The organism is Exiguobacterium sp. UBA3491 (assembly GCF_002377745.1).
Lineage (GTDB): Bacteria > Bacillota > Bacilli > Exiguobacteriales > Exiguobacteriaceae > Exiguobacterium_A.
The window spans coordinates 1-16010 of sequence record NZ_DFQK01000024.1 but is presented as its reverse complement, the minus strand read 5'-3'; the positions used below and the strand labels follow the sequence as shown (position 1 = coordinate 16010).

18 protein-coding genes are annotated in these 16010 nt (G+C 44.6%); 16 read left to right on the top strand and 2 right to left on the bottom strand.

What is annotated here, in order from left to right; genetic code table 11:
- The first annotated feature begins 111 nt into the window (after positions 1–111).
- The 7 genes from B4F99_RS09015 (at position 112) to B4F99_RS08985 (ending at position 3617) form a co-directional block, all read left to right on the top strand.
- Complete coding sequence (locus B4F99_RS09015) at positions 112–798, top strand: glyoxalase (protein WP_290757068.1); 687 nt, start codon at positions 112–114, stop codon at positions 796–798.
- Positions 799–828: 30 nt separating this feature from the next.
- On the top strand, positions 829–1239 hold the full coding sequence (locus B4F99_RS09010; protein ID WP_290757065.1) for a hypothetical protein: 411 nt from the start codon (positions 829–831) through the stop codon (positions 1237–1239).
- 20 nt (positions 1240–1259) lie between these two features.
- Positions 1260–1733: an NUDIX hydrolase gene (locus tag B4F99_RS09005; protein WP_290757063.1), complete on the top strand. Its 474-nt coding sequence runs from the start codon at positions 1260–1262 to the stop codon at positions 1731–1733.
- A 112-nt stretch (positions 1734–1845) separates the two neighbouring features.
- Entirely contained in the window at positions 1846–2694 is an 849-nt protein-coding gene (locus B4F99_RS09000; RefSeq protein WP_290757060.1) for a Cof-type HAD-IIB family hydrolase, read from the top strand.
- Positions 2669–2803 carry a LacI family DNA-binding transcriptional regulator gene (locus B4F99_RS15475; RefSeq protein WP_414651133.1) on the top strand — a complete coding sequence of 45 codons (135 nt, stop codon included), beginning with the start codon at positions 2669–2671 and terminating at the stop codon, positions 2801–2803. The genes B4F99_RS09000 and B4F99_RS15475 overlap by 26 nt, the downstream gene beginning before the upstream one ends.
- Positions 2748–2897, top strand: coding sequence for a hypothetical protein (locus B4F99_RS15505; RefSeq protein ID WP_251137928.1), 150 nt, complete (start codon positions 2748–2750; stop codon positions 2895–2897). Before B4F99_RS15475 ends, B4F99_RS15505 begins: the two co-directional genes overlap by 56 nt.
- A gap of 87 nt (positions 2898–2984) precedes the next feature.
- Complete coding sequence (locus B4F99_RS08985) at positions 2985–3617, top strand: hypothetical protein (RefSeq protein WP_290757056.1); 633 nt, start codon at positions 2985–2987, stop codon at positions 3615–3617.
- A 243-nt stretch (positions 3618–3860) separates the two neighbouring features.
- On the opposite strand, the gene B4F99_RS08980 is transcribed toward B4F99_RS08985, so the two are convergent.
- A complete protein-coding gene (locus B4F99_RS08980) occupies positions 3861–5804 on the bottom strand; it encodes a CDP-glycerol glycerophosphotransferase family protein (protein ID WP_290757053.1) in 1944 nt (647 codons plus the stop codon).
- A gap of 380 nt (positions 5805–6184) precedes the next feature.
- On the opposite strand from B4F99_RS08980, the gene B4F99_RS08975 reads away from it, so the two are divergent.
- From B4F99_RS08975 to B4F99_RS08950, 6 genes are all read left to right on the top strand, one after another.
- On the top strand, positions 6185–7681 hold the full coding sequence (locus B4F99_RS08975) for a glycosyltransferase (protein WP_290757050.1): 1497 nt from the start codon (positions 6185–6187) through the stop codon (positions 7679–7681).
- A gap of 34 nt (positions 7682–7715) precedes the next feature.
- On the top strand, positions 7716–8582 hold the full coding sequence (galU, locus tag B4F99_RS08970) for a UTP--glucose-1-phosphate uridylyltransferase GalU (RefSeq protein WP_290757047.1): 867 nt from the start codon (positions 7716–7718) through the stop codon (positions 8580–8582).
- A gap of 324 nt (positions 8583–8906) precedes the next feature.
- Positions 8907–9104: a hypothetical protein gene (locus tag B4F99_RS08965; RefSeq protein ID WP_290757044.1), complete on the top strand. Its 198-nt coding sequence runs from the start codon at positions 8907–8909 to the stop codon at positions 9102–9104.
- Positions 9105–9876: 772 nt separating this feature from the next.
- A complete protein-coding gene (locus tag B4F99_RS08960) occupies positions 9877–10689 on the top strand; it encodes an ankyrin repeat domain-containing protein (protein ID WP_290757041.1) in 813 nt (270 codons plus the stop codon).
- Positions 10690–10815: 126 nt separating this feature from the next.
- Positions 10816–11286: a DinB family protein gene (locus B4F99_RS08955; RefSeq protein ID WP_290757038.1), complete on the top strand. Its 471-nt coding sequence runs from the start codon at positions 10816–10818 to the stop codon at positions 11284–11286.
- Positions 11287–11348: 62 nt separating this feature from the next.
- Positions 11349–11879: a GNAT family N-acetyltransferase gene (locus tag B4F99_RS08950; protein WP_214855886.1), complete on the top strand. Its 531-nt coding sequence runs from the start codon at positions 11349–11351 to the stop codon at positions 11877–11879.
- 46 nt (positions 11880–11925) lie between these two features.
- Here B4F99_RS08950 and B4F99_RS08945 read toward each other — a convergent pair whose 3' ends face one another.
- Positions 11926–12909: a ketoacyl-ACP synthase III gene (locus tag B4F99_RS08945; protein WP_214855889.1), complete on the bottom strand. Its 984-nt coding sequence runs from the start codon at positions 12907–12909 to the stop codon at positions 11926–11928.
- Between the two features lie 168 nt (positions 12910–13077).
- Here B4F99_RS08945 and B4F99_RS08940 point away from each other — a divergent pair, with 168 nt between their 5' ends.
- The 3 genes from B4F99_RS08940 to B4F99_RS08930 all read left to right on the top strand — a co-directional run bounded on the left by B4F99_RS08940 (position 13078) and on the right by B4F99_RS08930 (position 15975).
- Complete coding sequence (locus tag B4F99_RS08940; RefSeq protein WP_290757030.1) at positions 13078–13752, top strand: permease; 675 nt, start codon at positions 13078–13080, stop codon at positions 13750–13752.
- Between the two features lie 204 nt (positions 13753–13956).
- Positions 13957–15576 (top strand): acyltransferase family protein, encoded by a 1620-nt coding sequence (locus tag B4F99_RS08935; protein ID WP_290757027.1) that lies wholly within the window; start codon positions 13957–13959, stop codon positions 15574–15576.
- A 30-nt stretch (positions 15577–15606) separates the two neighbouring features.
- On the top strand, positions 15607–15975 hold the full coding sequence (locus B4F99_RS08930; protein ID WP_290757024.1) for a hypothetical protein: 369 nt from the start codon (positions 15607–15609) through the stop codon (positions 15973–15975).
- Positions 15976–16010 lie beyond the last annotated feature (35 nt).

The window sequence follows — 16010 nt, the reverse complement described above, 5'->3', positions numbered from 1 at the left end:
AATATATCTGAAAAATCAGACTTTACATTCGTCATGATTTTACCATTAGTGGTAAAATAAAGCATATCGCTTTTTGATAAATTTTACTGCAAATGAAGGAAGGTCATCAGCTTGAACATTTCAAAAACCATTCTTGTGACACGCCATCTACCGGCGATGAAGGCTTTTTACATAAACCAGATCGGATTTCCGCTCGTCTCGGAAACGAACGAGTCGTTTACGATGCAAATCGGTATTGATCAGCTGACATATCGACAGACTAACGATGTTGATACGCAATACCATATGGCGTTCAACATTCCGGAAAACGTCTTTCAACAAGGAAAAGCGTGGCTCGTAGAACGGACACCACTTTTGATCAAAGATGGACAGGACGAGATTTATTTTGATTTCACGGACTCGCATTCCTGCTATTTTTATGATCCAGATGAAAATGTCTTGGAGCTGATTGCACGGCATCAAATCAATCCCTCTAAAGCGGAACTGACGTTTGATGTATCCGACATTCTCGGAATCGGTGAGATGAGTCTGACGGTGAAAGACGTGCTTGAAGTGGGTGAACAGTTAGCGGAGATCGGTGTTCTCGAGCGACGGGAACGTCCACTCAACGGTGCGTCACTTAACTTCCTTGGACCGGTCGCGGATGGAACGCATATCTTGCTCGTCCCAGAAGGACGCACATGGTTGTTCTCACCGAAGACGGCGAAGGTCAGTCCGATCGAGATGGAACTCGACGGCAGACATCGGGTCCGGCTTGGCGCAGCGGGCGTATGGCATCAAAGTACCGTTTCTTCATAATTCATTATTCTAAAAAGTGAGGGAAGTAAGATGAACAAAGCGGTGAATGCGAGTATCGCGTTCGGATTATTGTTGTTCGTATGTGGTTTCTTTTTTCTGTTTGGCTATTTGACCCGCTCGATGCCGATTCAGCAAGGCGGTGACCCGGTCATCTTACCGGTCGCAGCACTCCTCGTTCTCCTACCATTCGTGATCCGTGAAGGCATGCGCGTTTTGACGTATGTCTCGCTGACACGTCGACAGGTCAGCGTACTCATCTTATTTGCAATCAGTGGAATCATACTAAGTAGTTGGATTGAGGTGCAGCAGAATGTTGCCGTAATCGATTTCCGTTCTCTCTTTACGATTCATATGTTCGTACTGTTCGTTTCGGGCATCATCTTGTTATGTCTTCTATTGACGGGGCTCAAACGGATGCGCGTCCGAACGAGAGTGATTTAAATGGAAAAGGACTGAATGACATGGGATATATCACAGAATTACGCAAACTCGTCGGCACACGACCACTCGTCATGGCAGGGGCGTGTGTCATCGTCGTCAACGATAAACAAGAAGTCTTATTACAACTTCGGCAAGATAATGGTTGCTGGGGACTCGCTGGTGGAGCGCTTGAGATCGGGGAGACGCTCGTAGAAACAGCAAAACGAGAATTAAGGGAAGAGACCGGTCTTGAAGCGGAGCATCTCGAATTATTGAACGTCTATTCGGGTGATGCTTTTTACTATAAGTATCCGCATGGGGATGAAGTCTATAATGTGATCACGGCATTTCTGTGCACTACCTATACGGGAGAAATCGTTCGTGATCCGTCAGAAGTCACGGAATTACGCTTTTTCGCTATGGATCAGCTACCAGAAAACCTCAATCCACCGGAACGACCGATCTTGATGGAGTATGTTCAAAAACAACGGACAGCGCATCACGTCTCTATTTGAAGCAAAGAGTAAAAACAAAAATCTTGAATGAACTTTTCATTCAAGATTTTTTGTTGCACTGGGACGCGTTTCAGCCTGTAGCATCAAGAGGACACGAAAAGGAGGAAACGCAATGCGATGCTTTGCGATTGATTTAGATGGAACGTTATTGAATAAGGAACACGGGATTTCGGATGCCAATCAGGCAGCCATCAAGAAACGGCAGGAACGAGGAGATGTCGTCATCATCGTCACCGGGCGAGCTGCCTTTGATGCGCGACGGATTCTAGCGCAACACGGACTGGATTGTCCGGTCATTGGTGCGAATGGGGCAGAGGTCGAGGTAGGACAAGGTAGACGGTGTTTTTTGAACCGTTCTAGCAGTCGAACGATTTGGGAGATCGTACGATCTACAAACGTATTCATACATATTTATCTTCAAGACAACATCCTGTTACCGCAGTTTTCGCTTGCTGCTCTTCAAGGCGGAGATCGTGCGTTTCAAGAAGCGATTCAGGTTCAATTAACGCAATACGGTGTTGAGGAAGTTGACGAAATCGCAATCGATCAACTGGATGTCATCAAATTCATGTTCGTCTCACCTGACAGATGGCGACTCGAACACCTCGAGCAACAACTCCTTCAGCTGAAGATCTGTTCCGTGACACGTTCAGGTGCCTATAACTTAGAAGTCATGGCAAACGGCGTGACAAAAGGGATTGCCCTTAAAGACATCGCGAGAGCGTACGGGATGACAACTGAGGACATCATTGCGATCGGTGACAATCAAAACGATCTACCGATGTTCGAAGTGGCGGGAACATCGATTGCCATGGGAAACGCTAAAGCGTCTGTCAAAAGCAGAGCGACATATCTCACCAGTGATCATGATGAGGACGGTGTAGCGAAGGCATTAAACGACTTAGAACGATGGGAACAAACGAAGGAGGAACAGCATAGCGAACATCTCGGACATCGCTAAACAAGCGGGCGTCTCGAAGTCGACGGTATCCCGTGTCTTAAACGGTCATAAGCATGTATCAAAAAAAGCGACGGATCATCTTAGACGTGATGGAGCGACTGGAATATAGTCCGAACGGAAATGCGATCAACCTCTCACGCGGTAAGACGAATACGATTGGTGTCCTCGTGCCGCGTGTCGGTCATCCGTTTTTCATCAATTAATCGAGGGGATCGGTCAAGTGTGCATGGAACGAAACCACACACTCCTTAGCTGTCTTCCATCGGATTCTTAAAAAGGGAGAACAAGATATGAAATGGAAAAGGACGACCTATCCCCTCATCGAGGGACAAGACGAAAAACAGGTCTACTGGATAGAAAAAGGAGAAACGGTTCAGATCGGACAGACCTACGAAACGATTCGGTTAGAAAAAACATCACATCAATCCATCCTGGTACGGGAGCAAGAATTGGTGTCAGAAAAAATCGGCAATCGAACGATCAGCCTGACGATTGATGCAGAAGACTATACGCCACTCGAATTCGTCGAGTACCAAGATGGCGTCCAAACCGTGCATGCGTTGTATCGAGCGGATGCAGTCGTAATTACGCGAGGCAATGAGCAGTCTGTCCTACCGATTCATACCGAAAGTGTTGATCTGTTTTCAATCGAATTGTTATTGCGAGCATTACCACGAACCGTTGATTCGACGTTTTCGTTTAGTGGCTTTAGTGCCGTTTCAGGACTTGCGGTACCGATTCAGGTGCGACCCTTGCGGCACGATCGATTGACGACCGAATCAGGCGAACACGTAGAGACGCTTTGCGTTCACGTTACGTTTGGTGAGCGGATTCAGTATTACTGGATTGATCCAGTCAAGCGGGAGTTGTTAAAACAGTCCTCCCAGATTGCCGACGGGGTCTCATTGGAATTTCGTCGATGAAAAAAAGAGCTGACTCAAAAGTTGGTCTCTACAAAGAAAAGGGTGGCAGAATGATGATCTGCCACCCTTTTCTCGTAAAAATGACGCGTCACACGCCACTCCTACAGGAAAAAACGCATTATGCGCTGTCAGAGACAAACAAGACCCGCTTTCCTGCTTGAATGAAGCAGGAAAACTGGCTTGTGTCTCGCCTGAGGAAAGGGCGTGAAAAGACGCGCCATTTTTTTGAGTCAGACCCATTTGTTATAGCTGAAAATGATGTTGCATCGCTTCGAAAATCCGCTTACTCGCCTTTGTATCGTCAAACGCATAGATGTGACTGAGATGACGTTTGAACTTTTTAGGCATTTTCGATTCGCGTAGTGATTCCATCAAGGCGTCTCTTGTTTCGATGACGTCTCCTGGTAACAAATCCGTCGATTCGCCGGCGTTATCTTCGCCAACTAAGACAGGTGGGCGGTAGTAGATGACCTTTTTGTGCATCAAGGAAAAATCGAGACCGACACTCGAATAATCGGTAATCAACACATGATGATTTTCAAGTAGCTCCTTGACTGTGAACGCATCCTGACTGATGACATCGACGAAGTCCGAGTGGAACAAGTAGCTGAATTTTTGGAAATTGCGATGAAGGTAGAACGAGACTTCAACCTTGTTGTCCATCACTAAGCCTTTCAACCGTTCGTCCGTGATCAAGGCTTGAAACTCTTGATAATAGTCACTTACCATGAACTGTTCGTCTGGATACGTATCAAGTTTCGGTCGCCACGTCGGCATGATCAAGAGCTTTTTCCGATTCTTATATCGCTTGAGCCAACGTGATCGTTCCGTGATCAATTGATCGAATCGGGCAAGACCTGTCACGATGATTTCGTCAGGATGAAAACCGTAATCGCGGGCGATGAGCTGTTTCTCCCGCTCCGAGGATACTACGAATAAGTCGGTAAATGGATGCGGCATCTTTTTTCCATAAAGATGACTGACATCTTTTGACCCGATGACACCGTGTTGCAAGAACAGCTTTTGTTTCGTTTGAATCAGTGCTTCCATATGATAGGTAGCAAACGGTAAGGCATAACTCGATGAATGCGTATGACATAAAACGTCCGCAGCCTGAACGACCTCGATATTCTCCGGAGATTTATAGAACACGATATGATTCTCATATCCGGCAAGAATTTTAAAATCCGGACTCGACCGACTGATGATGTAGTAGATGTTGAAATGTTTCCGGTGCTGGTCAACAAGGTACTTGAAGAAAATCATCCCATTATCTTGTGCTTTATCCGGATATTCAAAACAGATAATCGTCTTCTTATTTGGATCCAGTCCAAGTAACGGGTGAGGGTCTGCGTAATACTCGACAGTCTCGACCGGCACCGGGATTAGACGCATCGCAAGACGTTCCGACACGGTTGAATAGGGGCGGACCAGCACATCGTATTGCTCATTAAACGGCAACCAGTGCTCATCGTTCAAGAGTTCTGGGTGATTTTTAAAGTGGCGAATCCGAGGTGTAAAACCAGAAATCGGCATCTCACGAATCGAAAATCCGAACAATAGGTCGTAGATGTTTACATTAAGGGTTTCGTAGTCATACTGGTCACCAAGCAATTGATTGACAAGTTCTGGTTCGATCACGGCTTCGACCTCTGTCTTGAAGCGACGAGCATCAACTGGTGTGACGCTGAAGCGATTAATCGGCAGGGCGATTTTTTGTTCCAGATGTCTGAATTTAATGAAACAACTCGGCTGTTCCACTTCGAAATACTTCGAGTGAAACGAAAACTTCAATAGAAGGACGTCGTCTTGACGAGTGATGCCCTCAAATAGGACGTCTTGATCATAAAAATTCATGATGGACGGTTTTTTGTTATAGATCAGACTGAGCTCATCGTCTTGGTCGATGAAAATGAAATAGGAATGTTTCCCTTGTTTGATGTAACTATTCGGTGCGATGACTAGTGGCTCCGAAAGATGTTTGAACGAGATCGGTGTTCCGGATTCATCGACGAATTTAACAGGATGATTCTTTTTTTTGAAGATATCGAGCAATGTATCAATCGATAGCACAAAGGCTGTCTCTATTTTTTGGAGTGGTATCAGTTGTTCATTGATCGATAACTGTAGGCTTTGGTGCGGAAGATTCTCGATCAAAAACGTATGATCACGACAAGTGATTTTCATTGGTGCATGGCTTCCTTTCATACTCTGATTCAGTCGTTCTTAAACAACATCACTTACCATACAATATCTTCCGATTTCTGCAAAGATGTAGATTGATTGGAAACCAATGCAGTATAGTCTACTGGCTGAAGGATATTGGGAAAAGACAGACGTTACCGTATCTTCGACAGATCATTGGTTGCAGAACCATGACAATGATTGGATATTATGCAAAACCGATTGACTTTGTTCGTAAAAAAGGAGATAAGTAGAAACTGTATTGGTAAATGCGACTAGTATTGCAAGAGGTTTATGAAAAAGCAAAGTCGGCTATATATAGAGGTTGAACTCACAGAAAAAAACAGGGATCAATCTTGAAGGGTGAAGGGGAGTAATGACAGATGCTGTATACGGTAACATCGACATTACCACCAAAACACGGTGGTAGAACGAAGTCGTTATTGAGTCGAATCGCGCTCATGGAACAAGAACTTGGCGCGGGTTCAACAATCGTTACGACGAACTACAATGCCAACTACATGGAAGTCTACGAATTGTTCCGAACAGAAGAGAAGGTCGGTCCGAAAGTACAATTTGAAAATATCTACGATTGGCTATCAGATTACAAATTGTTAAGTATTCCAACGACTCGTTTTCGTAACAAACCGATCATCAAAGAAACGGAGCGCGAAATCGAAGGATTGAAAAGCGTCGAGAAAAAAAACAGTGACGCCGTTCGTTATTATGATGAGGAAGATGAGTATGTCCTCTACCGTAAATTTTACCCTGAAACGCAAGTCGTCGAATTCGAGGATTTCATGACGAACGCTTCCCGTAAAAAAGTCGAGCGCTGGGAATATAACGTCTACGGTCAATTGCACCGGAAGACGATCTATTCGCCGGTCCATCATGGAAAGATGATGGAAGAGCTATATGATTCGGAAGGCAATGTCTATTGTAAGAAGTTCTACAATGAAATGGCGCGCCCGAAGCTCATCTTGATTCAGTTATACCGCAACGGCAGAATGTACAAAGCGTTCAAAAAAGAGAAGGACTTATTTGAGTATTACTTCAATCGATTGTTTAAAGACGGTGATGTCTTGTTCGTCGATGCGCGTTTACTGGACCGCTCGATTCTCAACATCAAAGCAGATGTCAAACGAATCATGGTCATCCACAACTCACACTTGGATGGTTCGACCGTCAAAGGATCATATACGACGATGTTCTCGGAATCCGATAAAGTGACACGTTTCATCAGTCTGACGAATCACCAAAAAGAAGACATCCTGGAGCGGTATAACATCCCGGAAGAGAAGATTTCCATCATTCCGCACTTCATCGTCCCAGAACAAACGCAACGACGCGAACAGGTCAAGGATCAATTTTGTTTCATCGGTCGATTCGGTTTGCAAAAACAGATGGATCATTTGATCAAGAGTTATGCGATCTTCAAACAATCCGGTCACGCGACGAAGCTTGTGCTCTACGGCATGGACGAACAAGGGCAACTGGCGATGATGGAGAGTTTGATCGAGGAACTCGGCTTACAGGACGATATTGAAATCCACGGCTTCACGTCGAATCCGGCAGAAGTGTTCCGGGAATCGAAAGCCTCACTGTTGACGAGCGAATTTGAAGGATTTGGACTGACGGTCATGGAAAGTATCAATGTCGGCTGTCCGGTCATTTCTTATGACGTCAAATACGGACCACGCGAAATCATCGCCCACGGCGAGAACGGCTACCTCGTTCCAGCGAACGACATGGAAGCTTTTGCTGCCGCGATGGTGCAACTCGTCGAACGACCATTTGCGCGCGTCGAGACGAAGCCATCGCTGTACCTCGAGACGGCTGTAAAGAACTACGGACGATTACTAGAAGAATTAAGCAACTAAACCTACTACTTGAACGATGAAGAGGATGAACGTTATGATGAAAATCACGAAAGCCATTATCCCAGCAGCAGGACTCGGGACACGTTTCTTGCCTGCGACAAAAGCAATGCCAAAAGAGATGTTACCGATTCTCGATAAACCGACGATCCAGTATATCGTCGAAGAAGCGGCAAAAGCCGGCATCGAAGATATCATCATCGTCACAGGTAAACACAAACGGGCCATCGAAGATCATTTCGATAACCAAAAAGAACTCGAGATCACGCTCGAGAACTCTGGGAAGACGGAATTACTCGAGAAGGTTCAATTCTCGACGAACCTCGCGAACATCTTCTATGTCCGCCAAAAAGAACAAAAAGGTCTCGGTCACGCCATTTTGACGGCAAAACAATTCATCGGGAACGAACCGTTCGCAGTCTTACTCGGGGACGATATCGTCGAGTCGGATGATCCCGCAATCAAACAATTGATGGACGTCTACGAGCAGACGGAAAAATCAGTCATCGGTGTACAAGAAGTCCGTCCCGAAGATACGCATCGTTACGGCATCATCGATCCTGTTTCACAAAACGGACGACTGTATGACGTGAAGAAATTCGTCGAAAAACCGGCTCCGGGCACAGCACCATCGAACCTCGCGATCATGGGACGTTACGTGCTGACACCGGATATCTTTGATTATCTAGCGAATCAAGGAGAAGGGGCAGGCGGTGAGATTCAATTAACGGATGCGATTGAGCGATTGAATGCGGATAGCCAAGTCTATGCGTATGATTTCGAGGGTAACCGTTATGACGTCGGAGAGAAACTCGGTTTCGTCAAGACGACGATCGAATATGCGTTGAAAGATGCAGAGATGAAAGATGAGCTTAAAGCTTTCATTAAATCATTAGACATCTAAAAAGGTGAACCACTCTGAAAAACTTCAGGGTGGTTTTTTGTAATTCATGAAACCCATCTTTCTAGTCGAAACGTAGAAGAAACAAGAAGAGAGGTGCTACATATGTTAACGTGGATTGCTTTAAAGAATTACCAAAAGTCAGATGGGCAATCCATAATTTGCTTGCATAGAACGTAATTGGCTCCTCGCAATATTTTCATGTAAACGTTTTTTAAAGTTGAATTAGTGGAAAATAAATGTAATTATATGAATATAGTGAAATGAAATGGTTTACTTTTATAAAAGTAAAATAAAGTATGAGGAATTGAGAGGTGAAACAGAAAGATGAAAAAACAAATTTTAGAAAGTGTTTTTGCAGCAATATTTTTTCTTATTTTTCTAATGTTTTTTGAAGGAATACCGAAGTCGACTGATACATGGGTCGAATATGGAATAAAGTTTGGGGCAATTGCTTTCATTTTCCTAATAACTGAAGTTATTTTTTCTAAAAAGTCACTCAAAAAAAACACATCAAATCAATAATGTAAGATTCAATTGTTCTAATACTGAGTAAGCAATAGAAAGAAAGCCCACATGTGCGTCATAATGTGGGTTTTCTTCAATACAAAGTTATCGAGTGAAGTATACTACGATATGACGAATCCACTATTTTCAACAATACCGCGATCCAATTCGATTTACTGCTTCATCCACCTTGCACTCCGACCATTCCCGTCGTTGAACGGATAGGAAATCGAGGATGAACAGGCTCGTCTGGATGGACGGATCGATGTCCTCTTGTTGACGAAGCTCACGTAGGCTGTCACATAACGCCTGCATCGCTTCCGAAGTTTCGAATGCTGGGCGGGAATGAAGTGCGTCCGACGAGTGCCAGCCGGGAACGTCTCACTAATCTCGTTATCAACGTTCTTCCATCGTCTACCTTCGACGGGGACAAACTTATAGAGTTCTTTGTATTGATCCGTCCAATCAAATGGACAATCTCCATCGGCACGGCGAGTTTTTTGAGATAGGTATATATAGTCGCGCATTCGTCGAACTCCTATAGCGAAATAGATCATTTTAAATTAAACATATTCATTTTCACGCTATTTGACTATGTTTATATATGTTCTGATCATAATTATTTTTCTTGTTATTCTAACGATCCCCCTAAAATAAATATAAGTAGGGAGTGACGTACCGAGCTTGCTACAATAGACATTGGATATTCAAAGGCGTTTTTGCTCATTTCTCGATGTCCTTGATGTAAAATAAGAAAGACAACGACGGAACAGGTAAGGGGCGAATGGACATGACGAAACGATCCATCCAAGATGCTGCTTTTTTGGGCAAACGAAAACAAGTAATGCGCTGCATCGAACGTGGTGACGATCTGAATGAACTGGATGAAGAAGGATTTGCGGCGCTTCATTGGGCGATTCAGGAAGGGTACCTACGGATCGTCGAATTGTTGCTCGATCACGGGGCGGATGTTAACCTTCCGAATCAAGACGGGATGTCACCGTTGCATATCGCGTTGTATGATCAAAAGACCGACATTGCGTTACTTTTGATCAAGCGAGGTGCTCATCTTGATTTAGATGAACACGGATTCTCAGCGCTTCATTTAGTAGCGGGACGGTCCGGCAATAAAAAAGTCTTACGGAAATTAGCACAGAATGTCGAGTTGTTACATCAACGGACCGATGACGGGGAAGGTGTGACACCGCTCCATTATGCGGCGCAAGAAGGTAAATCGAAAAAAGTCCAGCTGTTACTGGAAGCAGGAGCAGAAGTCGATGCTGTCGGATTAGATGGATTCACGCCGCTGTATCTCGCAGTCGGAAATAATCATCCGAAAGCGGTCAAAGTGCTTCTAAAGGCGGGAGCCGACATCGAGGCGGAAAACGTCGCGGATGGAGATACGGCAGTCCTCGCATTAGCGAGTGCTTACGGCTATGAACGCGTCGTCCGGTTATTGCTCTCTTATGGAGCCGATCCATTGCATCGAAATGAAGACGGGCGGACAGCGCGTGGTGCAGCACTTGATAATGACCACCATCAGATTGCGGAAATTTTAAGACAAAAAGAGATTGATGCATTGTCTGAGGAAGAAAATAAGTGAGCGATTGACGACAACAGGAAACATCTGCGGAGGCTTCCTGTTTTTATTTTTAAAAGGACTTTCAAATCGCTTTGTCAAAATAGAGATAGGAGAACGCTTATTCGTCATCGAAAGGAAGGATACATCATGAACGCAAAAGATTGGATGGTATGGAATTTAAATGAAGTGAGAAGAAGAAGCATCAAAGTCTGGTGCTCGATTCCTGAAGATAAGCTGAACTGGAAACCGGATGAGAACGCCATGACGTGTTTGGAAATGATTCGTCATGTGTTAGATAGCGAGTATTATTATTACTTAGCCTTACAAAATGGAGGCAGTCTATCGTCGTATGAGTCTCCGTTTGAAGGGCGTGACTTCGTATCCGTGCAAGAGGAGCTAGACTTTGCGGAGGTCTATCGGGAGGAATTCATGACATATGTCGGGCGACTACCGGAATCAGATTTAGCGACGGTCCAGATTGATCGTTCCGAATCAGGTTATGTCCGTTCGCTTGGTGATATGCTGTTACGAATTGCTTATCATGAAGCAGTGCATACAGGACAGCTACTCGATTATTTGAGAACAGCAGACATTGAGCGTGTGCGGGTTTGGGACTAAGATAGGTGAATGAGAAAATAATGGTAGTACTATGAGCTACCGATGCTAGGGGGATGAAATTCTTGAATATACGTTTAGCCACGTCCAAAGACATGAAGGTAATAGCAAAAATTTACGTTGATACGTGGAGGACGACATACGCCGGTTTAGTACCTGATGTATATTTGACACAACTCTCGGTTCAACGAGCTGAACAAAAATGGACACAGTTTTTGAACGATTCCTCACAAGATACGTTCCTATATGTGGTATTGAACGAACAGGGAATCACAGTGGGATTCGCAGCAGCTCAGATTCATGCTGATGATGGAGTACGGATAGGAGAGTTATCTGCCCTCTATATATTACCTGAAGCGCACGGTTTAGGGATCGGCAAAAAATTGATGGCGACTATCGCTGCTCATTTCCTGAAAGCAGATGTCTTCTCGATGCTGGTTTGGGTGATGAAAAAGAACGAGTCGGGACGAGCATTTTACAAACGACTCGGAGGTAAATACATAGATCATCGTCAGAGTCGTTTTGGGAATGTCACGGTTAAAGATGAAGCCTATGAATGGCTGGATATTACCACGCTTGTCCGTCATCAGAATTAAAAACAAGGAGGAAGTACGATGCATCTGTACTTCCTCCTTGTATGAATCACAGACTCCATTTCATTAGTAATCCAGCTTGTGTCAAACCGCCACCGAATCCATATAATAGAAGCAAGTCACCCGTTTTGATTTTCCCTTCGGTAACACCTATATCTAAAGATAAGGGAATGGAGGCAGCAGAGGTATTTCCGAAATGGATGAGACTGTAAAGCGCTTTATCAAAAGGAACATTGCTTTTTTCGCAAATCGATTGAATCATGCGTAGGTTTGCACTGTGCGGAATGAACCAATCGATTTGATCCAAAGTCATTGATGCCTGATCCACTACTTGTTTCATTCCACGAGGAACCGTGCTGACCGCCCACTTGTAAACTTCGCGTCCATTTTGGATGAGTTTATTAGTGGGAATGATAGGATCTTCGAACAAGTGATTTGACAAGTTCGAACAATAGAGACTGGCTCCTTTTTCCCCTTCCGAGTTCAAGTAGAATGAAATAAAGTCAGACTGGACTTCATCGCGTTCCACAAGAACCGCTCCACTACCATCTCCAAATAAAATGCATGTGTTTCGATCGGCATAGTCAGTGATGTTAGAGAGTGTTTCTGCTCCGATGACGAGAATTTTTTTATGAAGACCAGATGAAATTAACCCGTTCGCCAGGTGTAATCCGTATGTAAATCCTGCACATGCGGCGTTCAAATCAATTACACCCGCATGATTGATACCGAGTTTTGCTTGTACCAATGATGCAGTACTTGGTGTCTTAAAATCGGGTGTCATCGTACAGATGATGATCATATCAACATCTTGAAATTCTGTATTGTAACGCTGTTTTAAATTCATGGCTGCTTGATAGGCAAGATCACTTGTCGATTCAGTCTGACCCGCGATTCTTCGTTCTTTGATGCCTGTTCGTTGCACTATCCATTCATCATTTGTTTCTACTAGTTTCTCTAAATCATGGTTCGTCATGATTTGATTTGGAACGTAAGAGCCGATTGCTGTTACTCGAGCATGATATGCAGTCATAAATGGTTCCTCCTGTAAAAAGATGTTATACTTGGTTTTAGTACTAGGTACTAATTTAAGGGAATTTTCTTTTAAACACAAGGAATATAACTTATCGTACACATCATCAATTCGATTAGATGAAAAAAAGAGCGGTCTTTAGCGGATGCTCGAAAGGAGTAAGGAAGGATGATTGGAATCAGCATCGCCACCACATGGGAGTTTGACGCGACGATTGCGTATTTTCATGTCTCGCCTGAGGAAAGAATCACTTATCCGTATGGTGAATACTTCACGCGTGAGATGAACGGGAAGACACTTCTGTTTTACAGCACAGGCGTTCGAAAAGTAAATGGCATCGGTGCGAACCAATATATGATCCTCCGTTTTCCCTTGACGAAGGTCATCATTGCCGGAACATGTGCCGGGATTGACCCGAGGTACGACGTACTTGATATCATCGTGCCAGATTGCGCTGTTCAATATGATTGTACGGTCAAAGAGATTGAACCACTCATTAAACCGTCATTCATCGTCAATCTCGACGTCTCAAAATATGGCAACGACTTTCATCTCGGAACGATCGGAACGGCTGATCGCGCTGTCGTCATGTGGCGAGACTATATCGAACTGCGAGATAACGGTCTGACGATTGCCGATACGGAGGCGGGGGCTGTCGCGTACATCTGTCAGAAAAATGCTGTCGAATGTATCATCATCAAAGGCATCTCCGATTTTCCGACAGAAGAGAAGAACGAGGGTGCTGTCGAAGCAAACGTCGAACAGATGCGGATCTATATCGAGAACACACCGAAAGTCATGCGACGGATTTTTGACGACTACTTGCATCGATTTCTAATGTAATTTGCACCCGATGCACTTCTTTTACATATTTTCCAAGTTTCTTACGGCAATATAGTTCATTGGCATTGTATTTTTTGAAATATGTTCTATCATAGTGAATGGAAACGTTTTCTCGAAATGGTGAGTACATATCGAACTGTACAAGAAATGCGCTGCAATCATCAGGTTTCGTAGGTGTAGAAGTAGATGGAGGCACATAGAAGCATGCAAGAATGGAAAGTATCTGGTCAGAAACGGATTGATATTGAAAGCCGGTTTCGTCCAGAAATCGAAGGGCTACGCACGGTAGCTGCCTTACTCGTCGCAATGTATCACATTTGGTTCAATCGTGTCTCAGGTGGTGTCGATGTCTTCTTCGTCATCTCGGGTTTTTTAATCACGACATCAATCATCTCGACGATCAACCGGACAGGAGAGTTCAAGTTCCTTCCGTATGTGACAAAGTTGCTGAAACGACTGTTGCCATCGGTTTTATTCATCCTAGGAGTCGTCTTGGTATTAAGTACGTTTTTATTACCAGCATCGATTCTCGGTAAAACGATTCGTGAAGTCGTCGCCTCGATGTTCTTTTATCAAAACTGGCAACTCGCCGTCTCAAGTACTGATTACTTGGACGTGACGCAAATGAAGTCACCCGTCGAACATTTTTGGGCGTTATCGATCCAGTGGCAATTTTATATGATTTGGTTCGTCTTGTTTTCGTTCATCTTATGGATGATGAACAAATATCAGATTCGGTCAATTAAAGCCGTCCTCAATGGCCTGCTTGGATTCTTGTTCGTCACGTCACTTGCGTACTCGATCTATCTGACTGAAGTCAATCAGCCATGGGCGTATTTCATTACGCCGACACGGGTCTGGGAATTCGCCTTAGGCAGCTTGTTATGCGTGAACTTATCCGCGATTCGTATCTCGAAGTGGGTAGCGACGATCATCGGTTGGATCGGTCTGCTTGGTTTGCTAACGACTGGTGTTCTGTTCAATGTCTCGCAAATGTTCCCTGGCTACATCGCACTCTGGCCAATGACATGCGCCTTGATGATCGTGTTATCAGGGACGCAAGAGACACGGTTCGGATTAAAACGGTTCCTAGGATCTAAACCAATGGTCAAACTTGGGGGGATTGCCTTCGGGATTTATCTCTGGCACTGGGTACTGCTTGAGTTCTATCGCTACAACGTCCAAGAAACACCTGGTCTGCTCGTCGGCACATTGATCATCGTCTCGTCGATCGGCTTATCGTATCTGATGACGGAATGGATTGAAAAACCGATTCGCACTTCGACTGTCAATCGGACAGCGTTCAAGAAGCTAGGTGCGCTGTTGACGATCAACGTTTTGTTGATTGGATCCTTACTCGGACTCGCTTATCTGGAAGAGCAAGAGCTGAAACAAGCCGTCAGTAAGAATAAATATCCGGGTGCCTTAGCGATTGAACAGGCACTGTCTGTACCGAAGCAAGACCCATTCCCGTCATATGCGAACGTCTTCAATGACTTACCGCTCGTCCATACGGATGGTAGCAACCAAGGGCTGCAAAAGACGGAAGCGAAAGTCGGTGTATACGGGAAAACGAAGGATTATAAAGCGACGATCGCACTCGTCGGAAGCTCACACTCGGAGCAATGGTTCGGTGCATTACATGAAGCAATCAAAGGAACGGACATCCGTTTACTCAATCTGACGCGGTCAGGAACACGTTTTTCGACCGGCTATGAACCGAATTCCTTAAAAGGGATCTGGAACCAGAACGTCTTGAACTATTTGAAGGATGCTGACGTCGATTTGATCATCTCGCACGTGACGGCAGCGGATGCTTCATAAGACAGCATCCATCAACAAATGGTCGACCAGATGCAGTTCGTCAAGGACGAGTATGGTATTGATGGATTGGCGCTTCGAGACAATCCACGATACGATTTTAACGTACTCGAGGCACTGGAGACGACAAGCATCGCTGATACGACGAAACAGATGAACACACAACCGAATCAAACGGATGAAGGGTATTGGAAACAATTCGAAAAAACGAACCAGTCGCTCCACAAGCTGGATTTGACGCGTTACTTCCACGTCAAAGGCGAGTACCGTCCCGTTATCGGCAATGTCGTCATCTATCGCGATAACAGCCATATGACGAATACGTATGCGGAAAGTTTTGCTCCGATGTTCAAGAAAAAGCTCAACGAGGTCCTCGCAGAAAAATTAGCAACGGACGAATAAAATATGTAAAACGAGGCTGGGACATAACTCAGTTT